Source organism: Burkholderia sp. LMG 13014 (assembly GCF_905232215.1).
Taxonomy (GTDB): Bacteria; Pseudomonadota; Gammaproteobacteria; order Burkholderiales; family Burkholderiaceae; genus Burkholderia.
Genome location: NZ_CAJNKE010000113.1, coordinates 1 through 14,176, shown reverse-complemented (window position 1 = coordinate 14,176; position 14,176 = coordinate 1). Strand labels below are relative to the sequence as shown.

Sequence of the window (14,176 nt, the reverse complement as noted above, 5' to 3'; positions counted from 1 at the left end):
GGGCACGGCGCTCAGGTGCCGGTGGCCGGCCGCCGTGAACGCCTCGCAGATCGTGCGGAACCACGCGCGATCGACGACGGCCAGCACGCGGCGCCCGTCGGGCAGCGCGTCCGGATCGAGTGCGATATGGCAGCCGAGCGGATCCTGGATCAGCTGATCCTCGACGATGTTGGGCAGCGCCTGGCGCAGCTTCGGTCCCTTCAGCGGCGGCACGGTCGCGGCCAGCAGCAGCACGTCGCGCGCGGCGACGATCAGCACCGTCGCGTTCGCGCGCGGCAGCAGCGCGAGCGCGGCACGGCCGGCGCGTTGCACATGGCCGGCCTTGTCGACGAGCGTGAACGGCAGCTCGGGCCACTGCCATTCCTGCAACGGCACGGCAGGCTCGCGCGGCGGCAAAGAAACAATCAACGTGCTCACAAGAGCTCCTCTCCCGATTGGCGTCGTTATAGCTGGTCGCGGATGCGCACGACCCGTGTCGAGTGCGTGGTCGGATCACGATACACGAGCGAGGTGCGATCGACCTCCGCGCGATCGTGCTGGATCCGGCCATGCACGATGAAATAGCTCGAATTGACGTCGACGACGCTCGCGTCGAGCGTCACGTTCGGTGCACCGGCGCCGCGCAGCGCGAGCTGCACGTCGCCGACGTTGCGGAAAAACACGGTCTCGCGGCGCGACACGAGCGCCTGCGCAGACGACACGCTCATCCCCGGCATCAGCGCCGCGATCACCTCGGCCGGCGCGGTATTCATGTTCACGGGCGTCGTGGTCGGCAGCACGGTGACGAACGGGCGCAGCCGCGCGACCATCTCGGGCGTCACGCCGTCGACGTCGAGCAGGCTGTCGACGCCCGTCATCATCAGCGGTGCGGGCCCGCGGTCGCCGCCCGTCATGCCGGGATCGTCGGTGAAGCCGCCGCCGCCTTGCTGATCGGACGCCACCGGCACGGTGACCGGCGGTGCCGTGCCGGCACCCGGCAGCGTCGGCATCTGGAAACGCGTCGCCGAATTCAGCAGGCTCGCGCGCACCTGCAGCGCAATGCGCTTCGCCAACGCACCGTCGTAGCCGAGCGTCGTCAGCAGGCGCTGGAATGCCTGGACCTGCATGACGTTCAACTGCAGCACGCCGGGCGCCGGCGACGCCACCAGGTTGCGCAGGTTGAACTTCGCCTGCGCGTCCTCGATCGAGCCGGAGATATAGGTGTCTTCGCCGCCGGTGTCGTTGGGCGCGCCGATCCGGCCGAGGAAATCCGACAACTTGGTCTTTGCGATCGGTACGCCCCAGATGCCGCCGAGATACGTGATGCCGGGTGCCGTGTCGCCTTCGGAGCGCAGGATCATCCGTGTCCAGTCGAGCGCGCCGCGTGCGACCCACTGCGCCTGCGCGAGCATGCGCTGATTCTCGATGCGGCGGATCTGCACCTGCTGGCGCCACAGCATCCCCGACACCAGGATCGCCGACAGCGCGACGACGAGCAGCGCGGTGATGATCGCCGCGCCGCGCTGGCGGCCGCGTGCCGGTACGCGACCGGCGGCACGGGCGACAAGCCATGAGCGGTGAGGGCGCGCGCGCATCGTCATTCCCCGACGAGGAAGATGCGCGTGACCGGCACGCGCAGCGACGTCGCGCCGATGCTGACCTGCAGCCCCGTCACCGCGCGCGCAGGCGGCGCGTTGCCGAGCTGCGGCACCTTGAGCGCATCGTTGTTCTGCGCGAGCGCGTCGTTGGCCGTCTGCAGGTTGGTGGTCCAGCCCACGCGCGGCACGTACAGCTTCGCGTCGATCGCGCCGACGCCGCCCATCAGCGCGACCCAGCTCCAGCCTTCGACGCTGCTGTCCTTCAGCACGCTGCGCAACCGGTTCGCGTCGTCGATCGGCGGCGACGCATAGCGCACGACGCGCCCGCCGGCGATCCGGTAGCGGACCACCTGCAGCCGCGGCGCAGCGCCCGGCACTTCGAGTTCGCGGACGATCTGCAGCGTATTGCCGGCGACGCCGATCGCCGGCTGGCCGGCCTCGTCGTCGGTCGCGGCGAGCCGCGCGTCGATGCGCATCTGGTCGAACATCTGCGCGAACACGCGCTCGTCTTCCATCGCGGCCGCAACCTTGTCGCGTCCGCGCATGATCTGGTCGAGCCCGCGCCACGCGAGGATCGCGACCACCGCGAGGATCGCGATCGCGATCATCAGCTCGATCAGCGTGAAGCCGCGGGCGGAGCGGGCGAGCGGGTGGCGCATCGGCGCGTCAGAGCGGACGGCTGGTTTCATTCGCGACCACCGTCACCATCTGTGCGAGCACGCCGGTGTGCCCGGGCATGCTCACCGAAATCCGGACGCGCCGGAACACCGGGTTGGGCGTGGTGCTCACGCGCTGCGTGCAGACGAGCTGCACGTTGCCTTGCGAGCAGTCGAAACTCTGTTCGCCGATCTCCGGCCACGCATGCGTGAGGCGCATCTGCGCGAGCGCGTTGTCGGCGCTCCAGCCGGCAAGCAGCCGGTGATGAAGATCGGACGCGTTGTTCGCCATCGTGCCGACTGCGCGGATCGACGCGGCGAGCGCGACCGCGATGATCGCGAGCGCGACCAGCACTTCGATCATCGTGAAACCGCGCGCGCCGGAGGAAGTACTCCCGGGGTGGGCCGCAGAAAGCCCCCTCGAGGAAGGGCGGCGCGATGAAGCAACGGGGAAGGGCAGGCGACGACGCATCGTCATTGCACCTCGTAGCGGCCGTTGCCGGTGCCGACGATCGTCGCGCTGCCGACGGCAGAATGCAGCGTCACGCGCACCGGCGTGTCGATGCTCTCGATGCCGAACACGACACGATTCGCGTGCGTGTCCGACCCCGGATAGTCGATGTCGGCGCCCGTGACGCCACCGTCCCAGTCACGCGGGCGCAGCAGGTCGTCACGCAGCGGGCGCCAGCCGTCGGGCGAGCTCACGTCGAACCGGAAGCCGTGCGCGGTCGGCTGCCACGCGATCGGCCGGGCACGCACCTGCGCTTCGTCGCCGGCGGTCTCGAACAGCAGCGCGATGCGCTGTGCTTCCTCGCGCAGATCGGTGCGCGGATTGCGTGTGAGCGACAGCGACGCGAGCGACACGAGCAGCCCGGCGATCACCAGCACCACCAGCATTTCGAGCAGCGTGAAGCCGCGTGCACGATCACGCCGCACACCGTGCGACGCTCGCCCGCCGTCGGCACGCGCCGGTACGGACGCAGCCGCGCCGCGACGCACACGGCAAGCGCGGCCGCAGCGGGAGGTCGTGCGAATGGCGAGCATGAAGAACGGGAACGAAGCGTCGGGACGGTCAGTGAAGGCTTATTGCCACGAACCGATGTCGGAATCGTTGCCTTCGCCGCCTTCCTTGCCGTCGGCGCCGTAGCTGAACACGTCGATCTCGCCGTGTACGCCCGGGTTCAGGTACTTGTAGCCGTTGCCCCACGGATCGTTCGGCAGGCGCTCGAGATAGCCGCCGTCCTTCCAGTTGTTCGGGATCGGATCGGTGGACGGCTTCTGGATCAGCGCGTTCAGGCCCTGCTCCTGGGTCGGGTAGCGGCCGTTGTCGAGACGGTACAGCTTGAGCCCCTGCATGATCGTGCCGATGTCCTGCTTCGCGGCGATGCGGCGCGCTTCGTCCGGGCGGCTCATGATCTTCGGCACGATCAGTGCCGCCAGGATCCCGAGGATCGCGACCACCACCATGATCTCGATCAGCGTGAAACCGCGCTGACGACGCACGGCCGCGTTGCGGCGAGTGATCCACGTTTGCATGACTGACTACCTCTTTCCAAAAAATGTCGTTGGTTGCGTGACGCGCCCGACACATCGGACGATTGCCTGACGGCAACCTTCCGAACCCGCGGGCGCGGAGCACGCATTGTAAGGCGCGCATTGCCGAGGGCTTTCACCCAACGCAAATTTCATATACATCCGTACAATAGCGCGCATGAACGCGCTCTCGATCCGGATCCTCTCCCTAGCCCTCTTCGCGGGTTTGTGCGCGACGGCCACCTACTGGGTCGTCACGCTGTCGGCTCGCGAAGCGCCGCTGCCCGCCGCCGCCGCGCGGCTGCCGATCCGCACCGAGGACGCCGCGGCGCTCTTCGGCGGTCAGCTCGACAAGAATCCCGTGCAGGACATTCACCTGTTCGGCATCCTCGCGCTCGACCACGGCGGTGCCGCGATCGTCGGCGTCGGTGGCGAACCGCCGCGTGCCGTGTCGCTTGGCGCGGACGTCACGTCCGGCGCGAAGCTCGCCGAAGTCCGCCCCCGCTCGATCATCGTCGAGCGCAACGGCGCCCGCACCGAAGTCCAGCTGCCCGCCAACACGCCGTCCCCGGCGATCTACATGCGCTGAAGCAGAAGGCGACGGCCCGACCAACGATCAGGCCGTCACTGCACCATGTTGTTCAGCTCGATGATCGGCAGCATCACGGCCAGCACGATCACGAGCACGATGCCGCCCATCGCCAGGATCAGCAGCGGCTCCAGCAGGCTCGTCAGGAACATCGTGCGACGCTCGAGCTCGCGCGCTTCGCCTTCGGCCGCGCGATCGAGCATCGTCGTCACGTCGCCCGTCGCTTCACCCGAACGGATCAGGTGCACGAGCACCGGCGGAAACGTCTTCACGTTGTTCAGCGCGCGCGACAGCGCGGAGCCTTCGCGCACGCGCACGATCGCGTCGTCGATGTTCGCGCGCATCGCGCGGTTCGACAGCGTCTCGCCGGCCGCCTGCAGCGCGCGCAGGATCGGCACGCCCGCCGCGGTGAGGATGCCGAGCGTGCTCGCGAAGCGCACCGTGTTGTAGCCGCGCACGAGCTTGCCCGCGAGCGGCGCGGTCAGCACCCAGCGGTCGAACGCGAGACGCGGCCCGTCGCGCGACAGCGTCGACTTCACGAACCACACGATCAGCACGACCGCGATCAGGATCGCCCACCACCAGTGCCGCACGAAATCCGACAGCGCCATCATCACGATCGTCAGCATGGGCAGCTGCTGTTTCGTGCTCGCGAACACGTTGACGACCTGCGGCACGACGTAGCTCAGCAGGAACGTGACGATGCCGAATGCGATCAGCGTGACGATCCCCGGATACGTGAACGCCAGCAGGATCTTCTGCTTCAGCGCGTTGCTCTGCTCGATGTAGTCGGCGAGGCGCGACAGCACGATGCCGAGCTTGCCGGTGTGCTCGCCGGCCGCGACGAGCGCGCGGTAGATTTCCGGGAAGTCGCGCGGATGCTGGCCCAGCGCATTCGCGAGCGAATGGCCACCGAGCACCTCGGCGCGGATCGCGGCCATCAGTTCGCGGATGTAGTCGCGCTCGGCCTGCTCGGTCAGCACGCCGAGGGCTTCGTCGAGCGGCAGCCCCGCGATCAGGAGGCTCGCGAGCTGGCGCGTGAGGATCGCCTGTTCGCGCTGCGACAGCTTGCGGCCGAACGCGAGCCGCTGCGACCGCGCACCGCGCGTCGCACTGGCGGCCGGCTCGACGACGAGCGGCGTAAGGCCCTGCGTGCGCAGCTGGCCACGCGCGGCACGTGCGCTGTCGGCATCGATGACGCCTTTCTGCGCGCGTCCCGCCGAATCGATTGCTTCGAAACGGAATGCCGGCATCGCGCTATGCGCCTCCCGTCACGCGCAGCACTTCCTCGAGCGACGTCGCGCCCGACGCGAGCCAGCGCTCGGCGTCGTCGCGCAGCGTGCGCATCCCTTCCGCACGGCCGGCGGCGAGAATCTCGGCATCGGCCGCATTGCGGTGGATCAGCGAGCGGATCGACTCGTCGACCAGCAGCAGTTCGTATACACCGCGCCGGCCCGAATAACCCGAATGCCCGCACTTGTCGCAGCCGACCGGATGCCACACGGTGCGGCCTTCTTCCTGGCGTTCTTCCTTGCAGACGGGGCAGAGCTGCCGCACGAGCCGCTGCGCGAGCACGCCGAGCAGCGACGATGCGAGCAGGTAGGGCTCGACGCCCATGTCGGTCAGACGCGTGACGGCCGATGCCGCATCGTTCGTGTGCAGCGTCGCGAGCACGAGGTGGCCCGTCAGCGATGCCTGCACCGCGATCTGCGCGGTTTCGAGGTCGCGGATTTCGCCGATCATGATCACGTCCGGATCCTGGCGCAGGATCGAGCGCAGCGCGCGGGCAAAGGTCATCCCGATCCGCTCGTTCACCTGCGTCTGGCCGATGCCGCCGAGATCGTATTCGATCGGATCCTCGACGGTCATGATGTTGGTCGTCGCGGTTTCGAGCCGCGACATCGACGCATACAGCGTGGTCGTCTTGCCCGAACCGGTCGGGCCCGTGACGAGCACGATGCCGTGCGGGCGCGCGATCAGCTTGTCGAACTGGCCGAGCGTGTCGCGGCCCATCCCGAGCGCTTCGAGGTTCAGCCGCGCCGCATCCTTTTCCAGCAGACGCAGCACCGCACGCTCGCCGTGCCCGGTCGGCAGCGTCGACACGCGCACGTCGACCGGCCGGCCGCCGACGCGCAGCGTGATGCGGCCGTCCTGCGGCAAGCGCTTCTCCGCGATGTCGAGCTGCGCCATGATCTTGATCCGCGAGATCAGCGCACCGTGCAGCGCCTTCTTCGGCCGCACGACGTCACGCAACGTGCCGTCGACGCGAAAGCGCACGACCGATGCGTTCTCGAACGGCTCGATGTGGATGTCCGATGCCTGTTCTCGTGCCGCTTGCGTGAGCAGCGCGTTGATCATCCGGATGATCGGCGCATCGTCTTCCGATTCGAGCAGATCCTCGACCTCGGGGATGTCCTGCATCAGCCGCGACAGGTCGACTTCGCCTTCGACCTCGCCGACCACCTGCGCGGCGCTGCCGTCCTGGCGTGCGTACGCATGGTTGATCGCCTGCGCGAGCTCGTCGGCCGGCACGCGGTGCACGGAGATCGAGCCGAAGTTGCGCGCGATCTCCGCGAGCGCGGCGTCGCTCGTGCGTTCGCTGATCCACACCTCGAGCGTGTCGTCGAGCTGGTGCGCGATCAGCACCTGGCCGCTCTTCGCGAAGCCGTACGGCAGCAGGCGCGCGGCGAGCGGCGACGGCGGCTGCCGTTCGCCCGGCGCGCCGTCGTGGGCGGAAGAGGCGAGCACGTCGCTCACTGCGACGCTCCCGGCGTGGCCGTCAGCGGCTGTTGCGGCACCGCCTGCTGCGGCACGCTCTGCGGCTGCGCGGGCGTCGCCTCCGGCAACGGCTGCGCCGGAACCGGCACCACCTGGCGCTGCAGCTGCTGGCGACGCATCTTGTCGAGATCGAACAGGTTGCCCGCGGCCGTGCCGCCCTGGCTCGGGCCGATCGGCATCGGCGGGACGACCGGATCGTCCTTGTCCCGGATCACGTTGTTGTCCGACTTGTACGCACCCGTCACGCCCTGGATGTAGTCGTAGCGGTTGGACGTGACTTCCTGCGCGGTGCTGCGATCGGAGATGATCACCGGGCGCAGGAACACCATCAGGTTGGTTTTCGCGCGGATCTTCGATTCGGAACGGAACAGCTGGCCGATCCACGGGATATCGCCGAGCAGCGGCACCTTGCTGTTCGACACCTGGTAGTTGTCCTGCATCAAGCCGCCGAGCACGATGATCTCGCCGTTGTCCGCGAGAATCGTCGACTGGATCGAGCGCTTTGTGAAGGTCGGGCCGGTCTGCGCGCTCGTGGTACCCGCGACGACCGCCGAATCCTCGGTGTAGAGCTGCAGCTTGAGGATCCCGCCGTCGGTAATCTGCGGCTTCACGTGCAGCGTCAGGCCGACGTCACGACGGTCATAGGTATTGAATGCACTGTTCGTATTGCCGCTCGTCAGGTTCGAATACGAACCGGTCGCGATCGGCACGTTCTGGCCGACGACGATCTTCGCTTCCTCGTTGTCGAGCGTGATCAGGTTCGGTGTCGACAGCACGTTCGCGTCGCTCACGCCCGCGAAATACTGCAGCAGCGCACCGAGCCCCTGCACGCCGAACATGTTGTGCAGCCAGCCGACGTTGAGGCCCTGGCTCAGGCCCGCGATATTCGCGGCCAGACCGGCGGTGGCAGTCGTGCCGCCCGTCGTCAGGTTGATGATGCTGTTGCCCAGACCGGTGCCGGCCGTGGGTGCCAGGTTCGTGCCGCCGAGGAACTGGCCGCTCGCCACCTGCCACTGGATGCCGAGGTTGCCCTGCGTGTTCGAGTTCAGCTCGACGATCAGCGCTTCGATATAGACCTGCGCACGCCGTGCGTCGAGCTGGTCGATCACCGAGCGCAGGTTCCGGTAGACCGGATCCGACGCGGTGATGATCAGCGAGTTGGTCGCCGCATCCGCCTGGATCATCCCGCCCGGCTGGTTGTCGTCGCCCTTGTCCTTGTCGCCGCCGAGCAGGCCGCCGCTGCCGAGCCCGCCACCGCCGGACGAGCCGCCGTACGACGACGACGAGGATGACGAACCGCCGAGGCCGCCCGACGGCAGCGGCGGGGTGCCGGACGTGCCGGTCGAGAAGTTGCCGCTCGACGACGAGCCGCCATTCTGGTTGAAGCTGTTCGCATCGTTGGACGACGCCGACGAGCCGCTGTCGTTGCCGCTGCCCTTGCCGAGCATGCCGCGCAGCGTCTTCGCGAGCTTCACCGCATCGGCGTTGCGCAGCGCCACGACGTGCATGTTGCCGGGCACCGCGCTCGGCGCGTCGAGCTGCTGCACGAGGCGCTTCGCGGCCGCAAGACGCGACGCGCTCGAGGCGCGCAGCATCAGCGAGTTGGTGCGCGGGTCGGCCGTGACCGACACCTTCAGCGTTGCGTCGCTGTTGCCGATCGCGCCCGGGTCGAGCATTTTCTGCAGTTGCGCGGCGAGGTCGATCGCGTTCGCGTTGCGCAGCGGCACGACCTGCACCTGCGCGCCCGCGGCGCTGTCCACGCCCGCGATGATCTGCGCGATGCGCCGCACGTTGTCCGCGTAGTCGGTCACGACGATCGTGTTGTTCGCCGGGTAGGCCGTCACCGTGTTGTTCGGCGAAATCAGCGGCCGCAGCACGGGCAGCAGGTTGTTCGCCGATTCATTGTGCAGCTCGAACACCTGCGTGATCACCTGGTCGCCGCGCGCCTGCGGCGCATTGCCGACGTAGGTCGGCACGCCCTGCAGCTTCGCGTCGGCTTCGGGCACGACCTTCAGCACGCCGTGATCCTGCACGAGCGCGAAGCCCTGCATGCGCAGCGCCGACTGCAGCGTCTTCAGCGCCTGGTCTTCCGGCACCGGCCGTTCGGCCACGAGGTTGAGCTGCCCCTTCACGCGAGGGTCGACGATGATGGTCTTGCCGGTTGCGGCGCCGATCGCCTTGGCGACCTGGTCGATATCCGCATTCACGAAGTTGAGCGTGACCTGAGCGTAGGCGGCCTGCGAGACGATGATGCCGGCGACGATCAGAGTCGTGGCGACACGCCGCATAACGAAGCGATTTCTTGTCATGGATGAATGGGTCGATGCCGGCTCAGGCCACTTCCGGCGGTAGTGCTGGGATCCAAGTCCGAAAGAGGCGACATTAGCAGTTTTTCATGTCCGAAATATCACATTGATCCGAGGACTGTCTCACATACGACATGTATCCGGCGATCCGTATGCAATATGTAAGCATTGGCGCTATTCTCGGCATGCCGGCCATCGCCCCCGTTCACGATGAACCGACACGGAAATGCGGTATAACCGGGCTGCCGTATTCCTGTATGTCGCAAGCTGACGGACTGTCGGTATGATACGGGCGGCACGATTCTCGTCGCACGAATAACACGCACGGGTTTTCCCGACCCTCACGCATTTTCTTGTCGATTCCGCACCATGAACAGACGGTTCGTTTCGATCGCGTTGATCGCCGCCGGCGTGTGTTTCGCCAGCGCGAACGCTCGCGCGGACTGTTTCGACGAAGCCGCTAAATATCAGCAGGTCAATCCGCTGATCCTGCGCGCGATCGCGTGGCAGGAGTCGCGTAACCGGCCCAGCGCGCTGAACAAGAATACGAACGGCTCGGTCGACTACGGCCTGATGCAGATCAATTCGATCCACCTGCCCACGCTGTCGCGCTACGGAATCGGCCGCGACACGCTGATGGAGCCGTGCAAGAACGTCTACATCGCCGCGTGGCATCTCAAGCAGAAGATGAACCGCTACGGCAACACGTGGCAGGCCGTCGGCGCCTATCATTCTGAAACACCGTCGCTGCGCGACAAATATGCGCGGCAAATCGCCGGCATCCTCGCGCAATGGAAGCTGCTGCCGCCCGTGCAGTGACATCGCGCCGCGCCGTGGCCTGACGCCGTACCGGCCGGCCGGCGCGCGTTTGATGCACAATGCGGGCTCACGCCGCCATTTCGCCCGTCCGCGGGCCGATCGTGCCCCGGAAGGGCGCCGCGGCCGCTTTTTCAATTTTTCCGTTGGTGCATATCGCTATGAATCCGGCAATGAACCAGCCGTTGCCCGTCACCGTGCTGTCCGGTTTCCTCGGCGCCGGCAAGACCACGCTGCTCAACCACGTCCTCTCGAACCGCGCGGGCCTGAAAGTCGCCGTGATCGTCAACGATCTCGCGTCGGTCAACATCGACGCCTCGCTCGTGCGCGACGCGCAGGCGCTGTCGCATGTCGAGGAACGCCTCGTCGAGATGTCGAACGGCTGCATCTGCTGCACGCTGCGCGACGACCTGCTCGTCGAGATCCGCACGCTCGCGTCCGAAGGGCGCTTCGACGCGATCATGATCGAATCGACCGGTATCGCGGAGCCGATGCCGATCGCCGAAACCTTCACGTTCGTCGACGACGACGGCACGTCGCTGTCGGCCGTCGCGCGGCTCGACACGCTCGTCACCGTGGTCGACGCGTTCAACTTCCTGCGCGACTACGGCTCGGATGACGCGCTCGCGACGCGCGGCCTCGCCGCCTCGGAAGAGGACGACCGCACGCTCGTCGAGCTGCTGATCGAACAGATCGAGTTCTGCGACGTGTTGGTGATCAACAAGGCCGACCTCGTCGACGCCGACGCGCTCGCCCACCTGCAGCACATCTTCGCGCGACTCAATCCGCGCGCGCACCAGGTCGTGTCGACGTTCGGCAACGTGCCGCTCGACGAAGTGCTGAACACGGGCCGCTTCGATTTCGACGAGGCCGCGAATGCGCCGGGCTGGCTTGCGTCGCTCGATCACGATCACACGCATTGCGACGACCCGGACTGCCATGACGAACATCATGCGCACGTGCACGGCGAAGCCGACGAATTCGGGATCGGCAATTTTGTTTACCGTGCGCGCCGGCCGTTTCATCCGGCACGACTCTGGGCGCTGCTTCACCAGGAGTGGCCGGGCGTGCTGCGCAGCAAGGGCTTCTTCTGGCTCGCGACGCGCAGCGACATCGCGGGTTCGCTGTCGCAGGCGGGCGGCGTATGCCGGCATGGCCCGGCGGGTCTCTGGTGGGCTGCGCAGGATCGCGCGGAATGGCCGGACGACGACGAGCTGCTCGCTGAAATCCGCGCCGAATGGCACGGCGATCTCGACGATCGCGCAGTGGGCGATCGACGGCAGGAACTCGTGATGATCGGCATCGCGCTCGACGCGGATGCATGGCGCGCGAAGCTCGACGCATGCCTGCTGACCGACGCGGAATTCGCGCTCGGCGCGGCGGGATGGCACGCGTTCGACGATCCGTTCCCGGCGTGGGATATCGATTCGCACGACGACGACGATCACGGCAACACGCAGATCGTGCATGCGTAACGCGTCGTAAAAACAACCGTTAAATCTTGCAAGAGGGTAGCGGACTGTGGCAAAAATGCCGCGCGCACCCAACAAAAAACCCGCCGAAAGGCGGGTTTTTCTTGGAACAGGCGCTGGATTAACGCTTGTTGACGGCGTCCTTGAACGCCTTGCCAGCCGTGAACTTGACCGTCTTGGCTGCCGGGATCTTGATGGTTTCGCCGGTCTTCGGGTTGCGGCCCGTACGTGCTGCGCGCTTGCCCGAACCGAAGCTGCCGAAGCCGATCAGCTGAACCGCATCACCCTTCGACACGGCCTTCTTGATGACTTCGAGCAGCGTGTCCAGCGTTTCGCCGGTTTGAGCCTTGCTAGCGCCCGTTTGGGCGGCGACGGCGTCGATCAGTTCCTGTTTGTTCATTAAGGTTCCTTTATCAGGTTAGGTTGACACGAACAGCGCGAACGCGCCGATTATACGTGCGCGAACCGTGCCGTCGAGAGTCAGACTCCGACGACACAGCGCCGAATCCTGGCCCGCGCGACGCGCCTTCCGGTTAGCCGGTGGCCACCCCGCGGTACGGCGTTGCTATGATAGCGCAGCGCAAACCCAATAACGACAAGGGTTTCAAAGATTTTCACCGGTATTTCGCCGAATGAATCATCGACTGCCCGTTTTTTGACCAGCGCCAACCGGACAGGATACGCAGCGCGGTCCGCCCGTGCGCCGCCCCGTTGGCATTTTCCAACGACCGGTCGGACGGCTCCGCGCAATCCCTTGCCAGGCTTGGCTGCCACGTTTTTTGTTTCGCATGACCGACCGACTTGTTCCCGCCACGCTCGCGCTTCGCGACGACGGCACGCTCGTCTCGCCCGAGTTCGGCGACCTCCATCGCGGCGCGTCAGGCGCGCTTGCGCATCGCGTGTTCGTCGCGGGCAACGCGCTGCCGGCGCGCTGGCAGGGCCGCCGCACGTTCACGATCGTGGCGACCGGATTCGGCGCGGGCGGTAGCTTCCTCGCGGCCTGGGCCGCGTGGCGCGACGATCCCGCACGCTGCGAGCGGCTGCATTTTGTCGCAGTCGAACCGCATCCGTTGTCGCGCGACGACCTGCGCCACGCCGCTTCACACATCGTTGCGGACACAACCATATCGGCAGATGTCGATGCACTTGTCGATGCGTGGCCGATGCTTGTACCCGGTCTGCACCGGCTCGAATTCGACGAAGGGCGCGTGGTGCTCACGCTCGCGTTCGGCGACGCCGTCGACATGCTGGGGAAGATCGTCGCGCGCGCGGACGCGTTCTGCGTCGACGGCTTCGCGTCATCGCGCGACGCGGATCTCCGCTCGACCGACGTGGTCCGCGCGCTCTCGAAAATCGCCGGCGAACACGCCACGTTTGCAGCGCATGCGAATTCCGATGTGTTGAAACACGCACTCGGCAAAGCGGGTTTCACGTATCGCGAGGTCGACGCTCTGCTCGTCGGCGAATATGCGCCGCGCTGGCGCGCGCGCCGGCACGAGCCGCCGCTTGCACTGCCCGTTGCGACGCGCCGTGCGATCGTGATCGGTGCGGGCCTGGCAGGTTGCGCGGTCGTCGAACGCCTGGCCGCGCGCGGCTGGGAAGTCACGCTGATCGAGCGGCGCGACCGGATCGCGAGCGAAGCGTCGGGCAATCCGGCGGGCGTTTTCCATCCGCTGATGACACGCGACGACAACGTCGCGAGCCGGCTCACGCGCGGTGGCTTCCTGCACGCGATCGCACGCTGGCGCGCACTCGAACGCGCGGGCCATGCATTCGCGCGCAGCACGCACGGAATGATCCATCTCGCGGAATCGGCCGACGATTTCGCACGGATGCGCGACGCATTCGATGCATTCGGCGCGCCGTCAGACTATGTATCGCTGCTCGATGTCGATGCCGCGCGCGCGCATCTGAACCTGCCGGTCGCGCAGGGCGGCCTGCTGTTTCCGCACGGCGGCGCCGTCTGGCCAGCAGGCCTTTGCGCAGCTCAATACGCGGCGGCCGGCGAGCGCGTGCGCTTGCTCGCGTCCACCGGCGTGGCAAAACTCGAACGGCGGGGCGACGCCTGGCATGCACTCGACGACGCGGGCGGCACGCTGGCCGAAGCGCCCGTCGTCGTGCTCGCGAACGCCGGCGACGCCGCGCGTCTCGCCGGGCTGCAGCACGTCGCGCTGCAACCGGTGCGCGGCCAGCTCACGTTGCTGCCACCCGGCAGCACGGCACCGCTGCCGTGCCCGACGATCGGCGACGGTTACGCGGTGCCGCTCGACGACGGCACGCTGCTGATCGGCGCGACGTTCGAACCCGACGACGTCGATCCCGCGATGCGCGCGGCCGGCCACCTCGAAAACCTCGAGCGCGTGCGGCATCTGCTGCCGGGCCTGATCGGCGACCTGCCGGATCCCGACACACTGCGCGGCCGCGTTGCGTTCCGCTGGGTCGTCGGCGA

Annotated in this window: 14 protein-coding genes; 4 read left to right on the top strand and 10 right to left on the bottom strand. The window is 67.2% G+C overall.

All coding sequences use genetic code 11. From position 1 onward, the window contains the following. The 6 genes from gspL to gspG form a co-directional block, all read right to left on the bottom strand. Window positions 1-417, bottom strand: a 417-nt coding sequence (gspL, locus tag JYJ84_RS14585; protein WP_240201860.1) for a type II secretion system protein GspL, incomplete at its 3' end; no start/stop codon positions are given. Window positions 418-443: 26 nt separating this feature from the next. Then, window positions 444-1,574, bottom strand: coding sequence for a type II secretion system minor pseudopilin GspK (gene gspK, locus JYJ84_RS14580; protein ID WP_175222242.1), 1,131 nt, complete (start codon window positions 1,572-1,574; stop codon window positions 444-446). Between the two features lie 2 nt (window positions 1,575-1,576). Beyond that, window positions 1,577-2,266 carry a type II secretion system protein J gene (locus JYJ84_RS14575; RefSeq protein WP_175222243.1) on the bottom strand — a complete coding sequence of 230 codons (690 nt, stop codon included), beginning with the start codon at window positions 2,264-2,266 and terminating at the stop codon, window positions 1,577-1,579. Then, window positions 2,244-2,705, bottom strand: coding sequence for a type II secretion system minor pseudopilin GspI (gspI, locus tag JYJ84_RS14570; protein WP_264173211.1), 462 nt, complete (start codon window positions 2,703-2,705; stop codon window positions 2,244-2,246). Before gspI ends, JYJ84_RS14575 begins: the two co-directional genes overlap by 23 nt. Window positions 2,706-2,707: 2 nt before the next feature. Then, on the bottom strand, window positions 2,708-3,277 hold the full coding sequence (locus tag JYJ84_RS14565) for a GspH/FimT family pseudopilin (RefSeq protein ID WP_175222244.1): 570 nt from the start codon (window positions 3,275-3,277) through the stop codon (window positions 2,708-2,710). A 39-nt stretch (window positions 3,278-3,316) separates the two neighbouring features. Next, window positions 3,317-3,769, bottom strand: coding sequence for a type II secretion system major pseudopilin GspG (gspG, locus tag JYJ84_RS14560; RefSeq protein WP_122944042.1), 453 nt, complete (start codon window positions 3,767-3,769; stop codon window positions 3,317-3,319). A gap of 175 nt (window positions 3,770-3,944) precedes the next feature. Here gspG and JYJ84_RS14555 point away from each other — a divergent pair, with 175 nt between their 5' ends. Further along, window positions 3,945-4,355 carry a type II secretion system protein N gene (locus JYJ84_RS14555; RefSeq protein WP_043184833.1) on the top strand — a complete coding sequence of 137 codons (411 nt, stop codon included), beginning with the start codon at window positions 3,945-3,947 and terminating at the stop codon, window positions 4,353-4,355. A gap of 35 nt (window positions 4,356-4,390) precedes the next feature. Here JYJ84_RS14555 and gspF read toward each other — a convergent pair whose 3' ends face one another. From gspF to gspD, 3 genes are read right to left on the bottom strand one after another with little or no spacing between them, the layout of a single operon-like run. Then, entirely contained in the window at window positions 4,391-5,608 is a 1,218-nt protein-coding gene (gspF, locus tag JYJ84_RS14550) for a type II secretion system inner membrane protein GspF (protein WP_122944043.1), read from the bottom strand. A 4-nt stretch (window positions 5,609-5,612) separates the two neighbouring features. Then, on the bottom strand, window positions 5,613-7,112 hold the full coding sequence (gspE, locus tag JYJ84_RS14545; RefSeq protein WP_174960055.1) for a type II secretion system ATPase GspE: 1,500 nt from the start codon (window positions 7,110-7,112) through the stop codon (window positions 5,613-5,615). Continuing rightward, entirely contained in the window at window positions 7,109-9,442 is a 2,334-nt protein-coding gene (gspD, locus tag JYJ84_RS14540; RefSeq protein ID WP_175222245.1) for a type II secretion system secretin GspD, read from the bottom strand. Before gspD ends, gspE begins: the two co-directional genes overlap by 4 nt. A 366-nt stretch (window positions 9,443-9,808) precedes the next feature. Between gspD and JYJ84_RS14535 the strand changes: the two genes are divergently transcribed. Together JYJ84_RS14535 and JYJ84_RS14530 are read left to right on the top strand one after the other, a co-directional pair. Next, window positions 9,809-10,258, top strand: a complete 450-nt coding sequence (locus JYJ84_RS14535; protein ID WP_122944046.1) for a lytic transglycosylase domain-containing protein — start codon at window positions 9,809-9,811, stop codon at window positions 10,256-10,258. 158 nt (window positions 10,259-10,416) lie between these two features. Beyond that, complete coding sequence (locus JYJ84_RS14530; RefSeq protein WP_122944047.1) at window positions 10,417-11,730, top strand: GTP-binding protein; 1,314 nt, start codon at window positions 10,417-10,419, stop codon at window positions 11,728-11,730. A gap of 118 nt (window positions 11,731-11,848) precedes the next feature. Here JYJ84_RS14530 and JYJ84_RS14525 read toward each other — a convergent pair whose 3' ends face one another. Continuing rightward, window positions 11,849-12,127, bottom strand: a complete 279-nt coding sequence (locus JYJ84_RS14525) for an HU family DNA-binding protein (protein WP_006401505.1) — start codon at window positions 12,125-12,127, stop codon at window positions 11,849-11,851. A 388-nt stretch (window positions 12,128-12,515) separates the two neighbouring features. Here JYJ84_RS14525 and mnmC point away from each other — a divergent pair. After that, on the top strand, window positions 12,516-14,176 hold a 1,661-nt coding region (gene mnmC / locus JYJ84_RS14520; protein WP_205189246.1), incomplete at its 3' end, for a bifunctional tRNA (5-methylaminomethyl-2-thiouridine)(34)-methyltransferase MnmD/FAD-dependent 5-carboxymethylaminomethyl-2-thiouridine(34) oxidoreductase MnmC.

What these genes read in the sequence shown, in the direction of transcription:
- gspK (WP_175222242.1), bottom strand. Translation starts at nt 1,574, where the DNA reads ATGCGCGCGCGCCCTCACCGCTCATGGCTTGTCGCCCGTGCCGCCGGT.
- JYJ84_RS14575 (WP_175222243.1), bottom strand. Translation starts at nt 2,266, where the DNA reads ATGAAACCAGCCGTCCGCTCTGACGCGCCGATGCGCCACCCGCTCGCC.
- gspI (WP_264173211.1), bottom strand. Translation starts at nt 2,705, where the DNA reads ATGCGTCGTCGCCTGCCCTTCCCCGTTGCTTCATCGCGCCGCCCTTCC.
- JYJ84_RS14565 (WP_175222244.1), bottom strand. Translation starts at nt 3,277, where the DNA reads ATGCTCGCCATTCGCACGACCTCCCGCTGCGGCCGCGCTTGCCGTGTG.
- gspG (WP_122944042.1), bottom strand. Translation starts at nt 3,769, where the DNA reads ATGCAAACGTGGATCACTCGCCGCAACGCGGCCGTGCGTCGTCAGCGC.
- JYJ84_RS14555 (WP_043184833.1), top strand. Translation starts at nt 3,945, where the DNA reads ATGAACGCGCTCTCGATCCGGATCCTCTCCCTAGCCCTCTTCGCGGGT.
- gspF (WP_122944043.1), bottom strand. Translation starts at nt 5,608, where the DNA reads ATGCCGGCATTCCGTTTCGAAGCAATCGATTCGGCGGGACGCGCGCAG.
- gspD (WP_175222245.1), bottom strand. Translation starts at nt 9,442, where the DNA reads ATGACAAGAAATCGCTTCGTTATGCGGCGTGTCGCCACGACTCTGATC.
- JYJ84_RS14535 (WP_122944046.1), top strand. Translation starts at nt 9,809, where the DNA reads ATGAACAGACGGTTCGTTTCGATCGCGTTGATCGCCGCCGGCGTGTGT.
- JYJ84_RS14530 (WP_122944047.1), top strand. Translation starts at nt 10,417, where the DNA reads ATGAATCCGGCAATGAACCAGCCGTTGCCCGTCACCGTGCTGTCCGGT.
- JYJ84_RS14525 (WP_006401505.1), bottom strand. Translation starts at nt 12,127, where the DNA reads ATGAACAAACAGGAACTGATCGACGCCGTCGCCGCCCAAACGGGCGCT.